Genomic DNA, 11,890 nt, shown 5'->3' on the forward strand with positions numbered 1-11,890 from the left:
CGGATGCGTCAGTCCTTGCTGGCGTTGAGCTTGCGCAGCTCTTCGTAGGTGGCCGACTGGACGAACCAGAAGCCGGAAACGATGCACCAGCCGAGGCTGCCGACCACGAACACACCCAGGGCTGGCAGGAATCCGCCGGTGAACAGGGTGATGAGGGCGAACAGCCAGATAACGGCCAGGGAGACGTAGAGGACGATGTTGTTGACGCTGATGACGAAGTCTTTCACGAAGCGTATTCCTTGCGGGATATCAAAAGATTGCCCCTCCAGGGGCGCGCAGATGCTATCACATTGCTGCTATCGAGGGCTTGACCCGCGACCGATACCTGCTGTTGAATATGCGCCCTCGAATCCCCGCAACCTTTTGCCAAAGTGGTGAAGCCAGTGCCCTGCGCCATCAAACACGCCTGATACCGACGACGGTCCATCGTGCCTGATGGCTGCCCGTGCTTGTGCGCGGCGGCGCTTCATCCTCGTACCTGCCTGATCCTGTCGTCGGTTTTTCCCTATTTCCAAGGAGAAACCCATGAACATGGATTTTCGTGCCGACGCACATTCCCTCGAACTGCTCAAATACCCCCGCACAGCGCATCTGCAAGGCTCGCGCCTGCAGGACGGCGACAGCGATGCCGGCCAGGTGGCCTATGGCTCGCTGGTCGGCCAATGGCTGGTAGTGGAAGAGAAACTTGACGGCGCCAACGCCGGCATCAGCTTTACCAACGGTGGCGAGCTACGCCTGCAATCGCGTGGCCATTACCTCAGCGGCGGCGGCCGCGAGCGCCAGTTCAACCTGTTCAAGCAGTGGGCCGTGGCCCACGAACACTGGTTGCTCGAGCGTCTTGAAGACCGCTTCGTGCTGTATGGCGAGTGGCTGCACAAGAAGCACTCGGTGTTCTACGACCATCTGCCGCACTACTTCTGCGAGTTCGACGTGTGGGACCGCGCCACAGGCCAGTTCCTGTCCACCGCGGCGCGCCGACAGCTGCTCGCGGACGGCCCGGTGCTGTCGGTACCGGTGCTGTACGAAGGCCCGGCACCGCGCCGCTACGCCGAGCTGATGGCGTTGCTCGGGGACTCGCTGGCCAAGACCGTGCGTTGGCGCGAAGTGTTCGAGCAGGTGGTACGCCGCGAAGGCCTCGACCTGGCCCGCGCCTGGCGCCAATGCGACCGCTCGAGCCGCATGGAGGGGCTGTACCTGAAGCTCGAAGACGAGCGCCAGACCCTGGGCCGGCTCAAGTGGGTGCGCCAGGACTTCGTCCAGGCCATCCTCGACGCCGACCAGCACCATGCCAACCAACCGTTCATACCCAATCAACTGGCCGCAGGCGTCGATCTCTACGCACCGCGCTTGTCCCTGGACTGGCACGGCGATCGCCGCGGCTACTGAAGGAGCTTCCCGAAATGGATATTCGCCAACTGCAACAACTGGTGCCCGACCCCGGGCACGACATGGACAGCGCCGCCTGCCTGGCGGCCATCCCGGCCCTGGCACGCCTGGCCGACACCCCGCAGGATCCGACCTATCACGCCGAGGGCGATGTGTGGGTCCATACCCGCCTGGTGGTCGAGGCGTTGCTGGCGCAGAGCGCCTACCGCGACGCCAGCGCCGAGCAGCGCTTCGTGCTGTTCTTTGCAGCCCTGCTGCATGACATTGCCAAGCCCGACACCACGGTAATCGACCCGCAGACCGGGCGCATCGGCCAACCCGGCCACTCGCGCCGAGGCGCGGTGGATGCGCGCCTGCTGCTGTGGCGCGCCGGCGTGCCGTTCGCGCTGCGCGAACAGATCTGCCGGATCATCACTGTGCATCAATTGCCGTTCTTCGCCTTGCAGGGCGACCGCAGCGGACGCAGCGCGGAGTTTCTGCTGCACAAGCTGTCCTGGGAACTGCCGGTGTGGATGCTCTGCGCGGTGGCTGAGGCCGACATGCAGGGCCGCCACTATGCCGGCAAGGCCGATGTGCTGACCGCCATCGAACTGTGGCGCGAACTGGCCGCAGAGGAGGGGTGTTTGTACGGCCCACGGCCGTTCGCCGACGACTACACGCGTATTCAGTACCTGCGTGGCACCCGCGTGCATCCGGACTATGCGCTGCACGAACCCCAGGGCTCCCAGGTGGTGATGCTCTCCGGCCTGCCGGCCAGCGGCAAGGACACCTGGACCGCCCGACACCACCCAGACCTGCCGGTGGTGTCGTTCGACGACGCACGCCAGGCCCTGGGCCTGCGCCACGGCCAGAACGAAGGCGCGGCCGCGCACTACGCCATCGACCGGGCCAAGGCGCTGTTGCGCGAGCGCAGGCCCTTCGTATGGAACTCGACGCACCTGTCGGCGCAGATGCGCAGCCGGACGCTGGACTTGCTGTACGGCTATGGGGCGCAGGTGGAGATCGTCTATCTGGAGCGGCCGGAGGACGAGATCATGCGGCGTAACCAGCGCCGCGATACGTCGCTGCGCAATGACGATATACGGCGGATGATGTTCAAGTGGGAGGTACCGCTGCCGACTGAGGCGCATCGGGTGAGGTATGAGGTGGTGACGGGGTGAGCATCGATCAGAAGAATATTGACAAGTTTCTCACTCTTCTGACTTTAGTGCGCCTTTTCGATCTGACGGGCTTGTTCGGAGTTGTCTTAACGGCGAAAAGCGATCAGTTGGCAGCTTGTCCGCTCTAGTGGGAAAACCGCCACAGGCGGGGTATATCGGTCAGGTATTATTTAACACTGGCGTAGCGCTGACTAAGTGCCCTCGCGGTAGTTGCTAAACAAAGGAATGTGAATATGCGGCACTGGTTTGACTCAGGAGTGGCGAAAAGAATCTTCACTGTCTCGTTTCCGTTGATGGGAACGATGGTCGGCAATTTACTGATGATGCTGGTCGACAGACTATGCCTGGTGCACTACTCCCAAGATACGCTGGCCGCGTCTGGTCCAGCGGTATTCACAAGCATGGCGATCATCGCGTTTTTCTGTAGCACCGTGGGGGTGGCACGTTCCTTTATTGCGCAGGCGCATGGTCGATCAGGGCTCAGTGCAGCCTCGCGTGAAGCTGCACTGGGGCTGCTCCTTGGTATGGCCTGTGGTGCCCTGCTGTTCATCGCAGCCCCGCTGATCGCGATGATTCCACAGCTCAGCTCTCGACCAGCGCAGATTGTCAACCTGGAGTCGCGGTACATGCTCTGGGCGGCGCTCTTCGGTGGCGTAATGACGATCGACACGGCGCTGTCCTCGTTTTTCAACGGTGTTGGTCGCACCCGCGAAACACTTATAGTGGGAATCATCGGTCAAGTAGTCGACTCGATCTTCACTGTCGGCCTGGTCTTCGGCAAGTTCGGGCTGCCCGAAATGGGCATGACTGGGGCCGCTGTCGGTACATTGATCGGCACGCTGTCCATGCTGGCATGCTATGCCGTAATGCTGCCTCGAGAAGTCTGGCTTGAGGTGATGAACATCTTCATTGCCCGCAGCGAGCACCTAGTGCCGCAGCTGTTTTTCCGGTTGCGTAGAGGTGTTCCCGGTGGCCTATCCGCCGGAGTGGATCAGCTTGGAAACACTGCGTTCATCTGGATTGTGGCGGTACTGGGCGCCAGTGCACTAGCGGCAAACAACGTCAACCTAACCGTGAATTACCTAGGCATCATCCCAATCATTGGTTTAGGCATTGGTTGCAGCATTCTGTGTGCCACTGCAGTGGGCAAGGGGCGCTACACCGAGTTGGCAATGATCCTGCGGGTCACGGTGATCATTGAACTGCTCTACGTCCTGCTGGTTTCCACCGTTCAAATCACTGTGCCGCAAGTCTTGCTCAGGGCGTTTGGTGATCTGGGACAAAACGCGCAGACCATGGCCCTGGCTATCGATACACAACGCGTGCTGTGGACATTCTCCACCGCTTTTGTCTTCTCGATGACCGGGGCCGCCGTCCTGGAGAGTATTGGCATGGCCCGATTTTCACTGGTCGTGCGCCTGACGCTGATGTGGTGCATGAGCATTCCGTTGATCTATTGCGTCGCCATGAGCAATCGTGACGCCCCGTCGTCGCTAATAACCTGCTGGGTTATTGGTTCGGTGTTCGAACTTTTGATTGGCTTAATTTACTTCTGGCGAATCGCCAAAGCCATTCGGGGGGCCGAAAACCGTCTTCACCTGGAGTCTCATTCAGCTAGCGAGAACGCTTTGTGAACCTGAATGCGAGCATCAGCGACTAGGCCAAGCGTTCTACAACCACTTTAACCTGCACAAACTCGCCGATCAGGCTGCATTGTGTAACCTATACGAAGCAGACGGTGAGAAGGCGTCAGGCTTGATCTTGAAGCTTTTTCGTCTGCACTGAATGGCAGCTTCCGACCCAATGAAGACACTCCTCAGCTGAGTATCAGCCGTCCTCCTGTGACATGCGCCCCAGCTGTTGTTCACTCGGATGCAAACGACGGTCGCTCGGCGAACCATGCCACCGCCAGCTCCTTGAACGCCTCGGCCGAAGGCGTCAGCGGGTAGCGCTGGTCATGCGCCAGTACGATGCTATGGGTTGGCAGTTTCTCCTGAGTCGGCCGACACACCAGCGCTTGGCCATCGTAACTATGGTCACCAAATGGCCGGGTATAAATCAGCGCCACGCCAAAGCCATTGGCGACGAGGCTGCGCTGCAACTCAAAAGTGCGCACACGGTGCACAACAGCGGGTGAAATGTCGTAGAAGCTGAACAGATCCAGCACATGCTGCCAACTGTGGACCTGATCGGTGACGACCAGGGTGTATTCGGCCAGCGCTTTTAGGCTGACGCGCGGCGCCTTGGCCAACGGGTGATCGGCCGACAGCAGCACCTGGGCGGTCAGCTGACACAGCTGGGTGCATTGAGTGTTTGGCGGTAAACCCAGGTCATAGGTGATGGCCAGCTCTATCGCGCCCTCGCTGAGCCGCTTGCCCACATAATCGAAGCTGCCATCGCGCATATCGACCGTGACCCTTGGGCAGGACTGCTGCATCCGTCGCACGATCTGAGGCAGGCAATAGGGCGCCAGATCTTCAAAACAGCCCACCACCAGTTCCCCGACACACTCTCCTGCATCGGCATTGATCTCGGCAAAGGTCTGGGCCTCTGCCAGCACGCGACGCGCTTGCACCATGACGGTACGACCGAAGGGGGTCAGCGATATGCCGAGGCCACGCTGGCGTATGAAGATTGCCTGGCCCAGCACTTCCTCCAGTTCGGTGATGGCCGCCGAGATGGAAGGCTGTGATACATGAAGCTCCATGGCGGCAGTGGTCAGGTTTCCGTGCTTGGCTGCTGCGAGCGCGTAGCGAAGCTGCCTGAGCGTGAACTTCATAGTTTTTTCCGTGGTGATGCATCAGGACTTATTATTTTATCCTTTTTTATCGTTGTGAAATATTTCTCCTGCGCAGTGATCATCTTGTTTGGGAGCGTCACAATGACAATTACAAAAGCTCTGCTGTCCACGACATTTTCCATAGGGCTCTTGGCGTGCGCTGGCGCCAGCCAGGCCGCCGGCTGGTGCGAGTCTGGCAAGCCGGTGAAATTCGCCGGTCTGAATTGGGAAAGCGGGATGCTGCTCACTGAGGTGATGCAGTTCGTGCTGAAAAATGGCTACGGCTGTGACACCGACAGCCTGCCGGGTAACTCCATCTCCATGGAGAACGCCCTGAGCAGCAACGATATCCAGGTGTTCGCCGAGGAGTGGGTAGGGCGCAGCGAGGTCTGGAACAAGGCGCAGGCCGCCGGCAAGGTCGTCGGTGTCGGCTCGCCGGTGGTTGGCGCGGTCGAAGGCTGGTACGTGCCGCGTTATGTGATCGAAGGCGATGCCAAGCGCAAACTCGAAGCCAAGGCACCGAACCTCAAGAGCATTGCCGACCTGGGGCAATACGCCCAGGTATTCAAGGACCCGGAAGAACCGGACAAGGGGCGCTTCTACAACTGCCCGGCCGGCTGGACCTGCGAGCTGGACAACAGCCAGATGCTCAAGAGCTATGGCCTGGAAAACACCTACACCAACTTCCGCCCGGGCACCGGCCCGGCACTGGATGCCGCCGTGCTCTCGAGCTACAAGCGTGGCGAGCCGATCCTCTTCTACTACTGGTCGCCAACCCCGCTGATGGGCCAGGCCGACCTGGTCAAGCTGGACGAGAAGCCAGGCGTGGATAAATCCGTGACCATCAAGGTGGGCGTGTCGAAGACCTTCCACGAGCAGGCGCCGGAACTGGTGGCGGTGCTGGAAAAGGTCAACCTGCCGATCGATCTGCTGAACCAGAACCTGGCGCGCATGACCAGGGACCGCATCGAGTCGGCGGACCTGGCGAAGGCGTTCCTCAAGGAGCACCCCGAAGTCTGGCACAGCTGGGTCAGCGAAGACGCAGCCAAAAAGGTAGACGCGGCACTCTGAAGGGTGTGGGCCGGTCCGGCGCCTGCCGGGCATGCCACACAGCAGTCCGCTTCACGCACTTGCTCGAGAGAACTCCATGTTTCCCAAAGACTTCACGTTTTCCATTGCCGACTGGGTCAATGGTTGGGTCGATGCGCTGGTCACCAACTACGGTGACGTGTTCCGGCACATTTCCGACACCCTGCTGTGGGCCATCGTCAATCTCGAAGGTTTACTGCGCGCTACACCCTGGTGGCTGATGCTGGCCATCGTCGGCGGTATTGCCTGGCACGCCACCCGCAGAATCGTACCCACCGCGGTAATCGTCGGCTTGCTGTTCCTGGTCGGTGCGGTGGGGCTTTGGGACAAGCTGATGCAGACCCTGGCGCTGATGCTGGTGGCCACGCTGATCTCGGTCCTGGTCGGCATCCCGCTGGGTATCCTGTCGGCGCGCAACGATCGCCTGCGGGCGGTGTTGATGCCGCTGCTCGACATCATGCAGACCATGCCCAGCTTCGTGTACCTGATCCCGGTACTGATGCTGTTCGGCCTGGGCAAGGTGCCGGCGATCTTTGCCACCGTCATCTATGCCGCGCCGCCGCTGATTCGCCTGACCGACCTGGGCATTCGCCAGGTGGATGGCGAGGTCATGGAGGCGATCAATGCGTTCGGGGCCAATCGCCTGCAACAACTGTTCGGCGTGCAGTTGCCACTGGCGTTGCCGAGCATCATGGCCGGTATCAACCAGACCACCATGATGGCCCTGTCGATGGTGGTCATCGCCTCGATGATCGGTGCCCGTGGCCTGGGTGAAGACGTCCTGGTCGGCATCCAGACCCTGAACGTGGGCCGCGGCCTCGAAGCGGGCCTGGCCATTGTGATTCTGGCGGTTGTGATCGACCGCATTACCCAGGCCTATGGCCGGCCACGGCATGGGGTGGGCAAATGAGCGCCAAACAGACGATGAACAAGATCGAAGTCAAAAACGTCTTCAAGATCTTCGGTGCGCGTGCCGAAGATGCCCTGAAACTGATCCGCCAGAGCAAAAGCAAAGAGCAGGTCCTGGCCGAAACCGGTTGTGTGGTGGGGGTAAACGATCTGTCGTTGTCCATCGGCAGCGGCGAGATCTTCGTGATCATGGGGTTGTCGGGCTCGGGCAAGTCGACCCTGGTGCGTCACTTCAACCGCCTGATCGACCCCACCAGCGGCCAGATCCTGGTCGATGGCGAGGACATTCTGCAGTACGACATGCAGGCCCTGCGCGAATTCCGCAGGCGCAAGATCAGCATGGTGTTCCAGAGCTTCGGCCTGCTGCCGCACCGCACCGTGCTGGACAACGTCGCCTACGGCCTGAAAGTACGTGGCGAGAGCAAAGCCCTGTGCACGGAGCGAGCCCTGCACTGGATCAACACCGTGGGCCTGAAGGGTTACGAAAAATCGTACCCGCACCAGTTGTCGGGCGGCATGCGCCAACGTGTGGGGCTGGCGCGTGCGTTGGCTGCCGACACCGACATCATCCTGATGGACGAAGCCTTCAGTGCGCTCGACCCGCTGATCCGCGCCGAAATGCAGGACCAGTTGCTGGAACTGCAAAAGACCCTGCACAAGACCATCGTCTTCATCACCCACGACCTGGACGAAGCGGTGCGCATCGGCAACCGCATTGCCATTCTCAAGGACGGCCGCCTGATCCAGGTAGGCACGCCGAAAGAAATCCTCTACCAGCCTGCGGACGAATACGTCGATCGTTTCGTGCAGCGTCGCGTAGCTTCGCTATAAGGACCCGCGTGTATGTCGTTTGCCGAAAAGATCATCATCGCCGACACGCCCGTTCGCTGGCAGGACGTGGTGGCTGTGGCCCGGCATGGCGCGAAGCTTGAGCTGGCCCCATCGGCCTGGGCGCGGATCGAGAACGCCCAGGCGATTGTCCAGCGCATCGTTTCCAGCGGTGACCGCGCCTATGGCGTCAACACCGGCCTTGGCGCCTTGTGCAATGTCTCGTTGCAGGACGAACAGCTCAGCCAGCTGTCGCACAACACCTTGCTCAGCCATGCCTGCGGCGTGGGTACCGCGCTGTCGGACGAGCAGACCCGGGCGATCATGTGCGCGGCGATCATCAACTTCTGCCAGGGCCGTTCCGGCCTTCAGCGCAAGGTGGTCGAGGCGCTGCTGACCTTGCTCAACCAGCACATCACCCCGCAGGTGCCGAAACAGGGGTCGGTGGGGTACCTGACCCACATGGCCCATATCAGCATCAGCTTGCTGGGCGTCGGCCAGGTCAGCTATCGCGGCCAGATCGTACCGGCGCAGCAAGCCTTGGCCGAGGTCGGCCTGGCGCCGATCAAACTGGGGGCCAAGGATGGCCTGTGCCTGGTCAACGGTACCCCTTGCATGACCGGCCTGAGCTGCCTGTCTTTGGACGATGCCACTCGGCTGAGCCAATGGGCGGATGTGATCGGCGCCATGAGCTTCGAGGCCCTGCGCGGCCAGCTCGATGCTTTCGACCCTGAAATCATCGCGCTGAAACCGCACCCTGGCATGCAGCGCGTGGGCAGCAACTTGCGGCGCCTGCTCGAGGGCAGCGAAATCATTGCCAGCAGCCATGGCATCCGCACCCAGGACGCCTTGAGCATTCGCTCGATCCCGCAGGTGCATGGCGCCGCGCGCGATCAACTGGAACACGCGGCGCGGCAGATCGAGACCGAACTCAACTCCACCACCGACAACCCGATGTTGCTGGGTACACCCGAGTCGTATCGGGTGGTTTCCCAGGCCAATCCCCACGGCCAGTCCGTGGCCATGGCGGCCGACCTGCTGGCGATTGCGGTGGCCGAGATCGGCGCGATTGCCGAGCGTCGTCTCGATCGCCTGATCAACCCGTTGGTCAGCGGTTTGCCGGCCTTCCTGGTCAGTCAGCCGGGTGTGAACTCGGGGATGATGATCGTCCAGTACGTGGCCGCTTCACTGTGTGCCGAAAACCGTCAGCTGGCACAACCGGCCGTCATCGACAACTACGTCACCTCCGGCCTGCAGGAGGATCACCTGAGCATGGGCACCAATGCCGGGTTGAAGCTGCACCGTGCCCTGGAGAACTGCACGCAGATCCTCGCCATCGAGTACCTGTTGGCGGCCCAGGCCTTCGAGTTCCTCAAGGAGCAGCGCTTTGGCGCCGGTACCAGCATTGCCTGGCGGTTGTTGCGCGAGCGGGTCCCGGCCTATGCCCAGGACCGTTGGCTGGCGCCGGATATCGCCAGCAGTGCATCGATCCTGAAAGATCCCGGCCTGCTTGGCGTGGCCTTCCCCGAACTGCTATGAGCGATGCAGGCAGCAGGAGCGGCGGCAGGCCAAGGTCATAAGGCTGGTGTGTAATTGAGGGCCTTATCGCCGGACCCTCAATGCATCTTGTCATTTGCAATGGCTTAGGGCAGGGTCGATGCCAAGGACAACTCTGCCAAAGGAGCCACACCATGTCGAAGATATATCCCGGTATCGATCCCGAGGGGCTGGTCGAGTATTCGGTGGTCTACACGGACCGCTCGCTCAATCACATGTCCCAGTCGTTTCAAGGCGTGATGAAGAACATTTCAACCACCCTGAAACAGGTCTACAACGCCCAGGCGGTTGCGGTGATCCCGGGCAGTGGCACGTTCGGCATGGAAGCGGTAGCCCGGCAGATTGCCACCGGCCAGCAATGCCTGGTGCTACGTAACGGCTGGTTCAGTTATCGCTGGAGCCAGATCCTTGAGATGGGCAATATCCCGGCGGCCACAACGGTGCTCAAAGCCCGCCCGGTTGAAGCGGGGCGCCAGGCGGCCTACGCCCCGGCCCCTCTGAAAGAAGTGTTGGCGGCCATTGAGTCGCAGAAGCCGCAGATTGTCTTCGCCCCCCACGTTGAAACGTCATCAGGGATCATCCTGCCCGATGAATACCTGCGGGCCGTGGGCGACGCCGTGCATGCGGTGGGTGGCCTGTTCGTGCTGGACTGCATCGCCTCAGGCGCGATCTGGGTTGATATGGACAAATGCGCTGTCGACCTGCTGATCAGCGCACCGCAGAAAGGCTGGAGCGCCTCACCTTGCTGCGCCCTGGTGATGCTCAGCGCGTTGGCCCTCGAGCGCATCGAGTCGACGCAAAGCACCAGCTTCGCCTGCGACTTGAAGAAGTGGCTTCAGATCATGCAGGCCTATGAACAGGGCGGCCATGCCTACCATGCGACCATGCCCAGCGACGCCCTGGCGCGATTCAACGAAGTGATGAAAGAGACACAGGCCTACGGTTTCGACAAGGTCTGCGACGAACAACAGGCCTTGGGTGATCGGGTACGCGCAATGATGACCCGCAAAGGCATCAAGAGCGTGGCCGCAGCAGGCTTCCAGGCCCCTGGTGTGGTGGTGAGCTATACCGATGATGCCGATATCAAGAGTGGCAAGAAGTTTGCCAGCCACGGCCTGCAGATTGCCGCCGGCGTGCCGTTGCAATGCGACGAGCCGGCCGACTTCCAGACCTTCCGCATCGGCCTGTTCGGGCTCGAAAAGCTGCACAATCTCGAGCGCACGGTCAGCACCCTTGAGCAGGCGCTGGACGAGGTGATGGTTAAGTAAGCGCACGGTTGGAGAACCTGCCATGACAACAGAGGATGCGAGGTCGCGATTCGAAGCCAAGCTTCTGCGTCCGGCAAAGCCCGGTGATGGCAGGTTGTGGGCGTTCGTAGTGCTTCCGAGGGACGCGAGTGAACGGCTTCCGAGGCGGGGAAGGGCGACTGTTGACGGGACGATCAATGGGCGTCCTTTTCGGGCAACCCTTGAGCCAGATGGGCAGCTGAGCCATTGGTTGAAGGTCGGTGGCGAGTTGCTCGATGCGGCGGGGGTGGCTGTTGGAGATATCGTTACCCTCGAACTGATCCCGGTGGAGAAGGAGCCCGAGCCTGATATCCCAGCGGATTTCGAGGAAGCCCTGGCAGCCACACCTGAGGCTCAAAGGGTTTGGAACACTACGACGACCCTCGCGCGGGTGGACTGGATCCACTGGATTACTTCAGCGAAGCAACTCAAGACGCGTGAAAAGCGAATTGGGGATGCCTGCGAGATGCTTGCGACCGGTAAAAAGGCGGTTTGCTGTTTCGACTCGTCGGGCTATTACAGCAAAGCGTTTCGGGCGCCTGAGGCGGAAAATTGACCTTGGGCTGGCAATGCGCAGCAGGGCACACAGCGTTGGCAGTAGCTGAGCACGGTGTTGGTGCGGTGCCTGTTGGGAGAATACCTTAGCGGCGGCGTTGGTACTGTCGGCCAGTTCTGCCATCACCGACCATCCTAATTTGCCCGCGAGGGGCCTTCGGCTGGTTCAGTTACACCACTTCCAAGGACACGATCATAAAACCTAAATCAACCTTGAGTACGGCGCTGGTGATCGCGATCTGGTCGACTTTCTCACTTCTCAGCTCAGATTTCAAAAAAACAGATAACCGGCCTCTGCTTACGAAAATCGCAGTCGCCGTGACCTTCCTGCTGCGGCTGAG

11 protein-coding genes are annotated in these 11,890 nt (G+C 60.9%); 9 read left to right on the forward strand and 2 right to left on the reverse strand.

The window, feature by feature from the left end:
• Positions 1-8 precede the first annotated feature (8 nt).
• Positions 9-227, reverse strand: a complete 219-nt coding sequence (locus AAHK21_RS23135; RefSeq protein WP_023630431.1) for a hypothetical protein — start codon at positions 225-227, stop codon at positions 9-11.
• A gap of 298 nt (positions 228-525) precedes the next feature.
• Here AAHK21_RS23135 and AAHK21_RS23140 point away from each other — a divergent pair, with 298 nt between their 5' ends.
• From AAHK21_RS23140 to AAHK21_RS23150, 3 genes are all read left to right on the forward strand, one after another.
• Complete coding sequence (locus AAHK21_RS23140) at positions 526-1,386, forward strand: RNA ligase family protein (RefSeq protein WP_367858445.1); 861 nt, start codon at positions 526-528, stop codon at positions 1,384-1,386.
• 14 nt (positions 1,387-1,400) lie between these two features.
• Entirely contained in the window at positions 1,401-2,546 is a 1,146-nt protein-coding gene (locus AAHK21_RS23145) for an AAA family ATPase (RefSeq protein ID WP_367858446.1), read from the forward strand.
• Between the two features lie 233 nt (positions 2,547-2,779).
• Positions 2,780-4,180, forward strand: a complete 1,401-nt coding sequence (locus AAHK21_RS23150; protein ID WP_367858447.1) for an MATE family efflux transporter — start codon at positions 2,780-2,782, stop codon at positions 4,178-4,180.
• A 230-nt stretch (positions 4,181-4,410) separates the two neighbouring features.
• Here the strand turns inward: AAHK21_RS23150 and AAHK21_RS23155 are convergent, their stop codons facing one another.
• Entirely contained in the window at positions 4,411-5,325 is a 915-nt protein-coding gene (locus AAHK21_RS23155) for a LysR family transcriptional regulator (RefSeq protein WP_023629001.1), read from the reverse strand.
• 102 nt (positions 5,326-5,427) lie between these two features.
• Between AAHK21_RS23155 and AAHK21_RS23160 the strand changes: the two genes are divergently transcribed.
• The 6 genes from AAHK21_RS23160 to AAHK21_RS23185 all read left to right on the forward strand — a co-directional run bounded on the left by AAHK21_RS23160 (position 5,428) and on the right by AAHK21_RS23185 (position 11,550).
• Positions 5,428-6,396, forward strand: a complete 969-nt coding sequence (locus tag AAHK21_RS23160) for an ABC transporter substrate-binding protein (RefSeq protein ID WP_367858448.1) — start codon at positions 5,428-5,430, stop codon at positions 6,394-6,396.
• A 76-nt stretch (positions 6,397-6,472) separates the two neighbouring features.
• On the forward strand, positions 6,473-7,324 hold the full coding sequence (locus AAHK21_RS23165) for a proline/glycine betaine ABC transporter permease (RefSeq protein WP_046855584.1): 852 nt from the start codon (positions 6,473-6,475) through the stop codon (positions 7,322-7,324).
• The gene (locus AAHK21_RS23170) at positions 7,321-8,154 is read left to right on the forward strand and encodes a glycine betaine/L-proline ABC transporter ATP-binding protein (protein ID WP_023628998.1); all 834 of its coding nucleotides are present in this window, start codon (positions 7,321-7,323) and stop codon (positions 8,152-8,154) included. Before AAHK21_RS23165 ends, AAHK21_RS23170 begins: the two co-directional genes overlap by 4 nt.
• Before the next feature lie 12 nt (positions 8,155-8,166).
• A complete protein-coding gene (hutH, locus tag AAHK21_RS23175; protein ID WP_367858449.1) occupies positions 8,167-9,690 on the forward strand; it encodes a histidine ammonia-lyase in 1,524 nt (507 codons plus the stop codon).
• Between the two features lie 152 nt (positions 9,691-9,842).
• Complete coding sequence (locus AAHK21_RS23180) at positions 9,843-10,976, forward strand: alanine--glyoxylate aminotransferase family protein (protein WP_367858450.1); 1,134 nt, start codon at positions 9,843-9,845, stop codon at positions 10,974-10,976.
• 22 nt (positions 10,977-10,998) lie between these two features.
• Positions 10,999-11,550: a YdeI/OmpD-associated family protein gene (locus AAHK21_RS23185; RefSeq protein WP_367858451.1), complete on the forward strand. Its 552-nt coding sequence runs from the start codon at positions 10,999-11,001 to the stop codon at positions 11,548-11,550.
• Positions 11,551-11,890 lie beyond the last annotated feature (340 nt).

Origin of the sequence: Pseudomonas sp. TE50-2 (assembly GCF_040813665.1) — a bacterium.
Classification (GTDB): domain Bacteria; phylum Pseudomonadota; class Gammaproteobacteria; order Pseudomonadales; family Pseudomonadaceae; genus Aquipseudomonas; species Aquipseudomonas soli.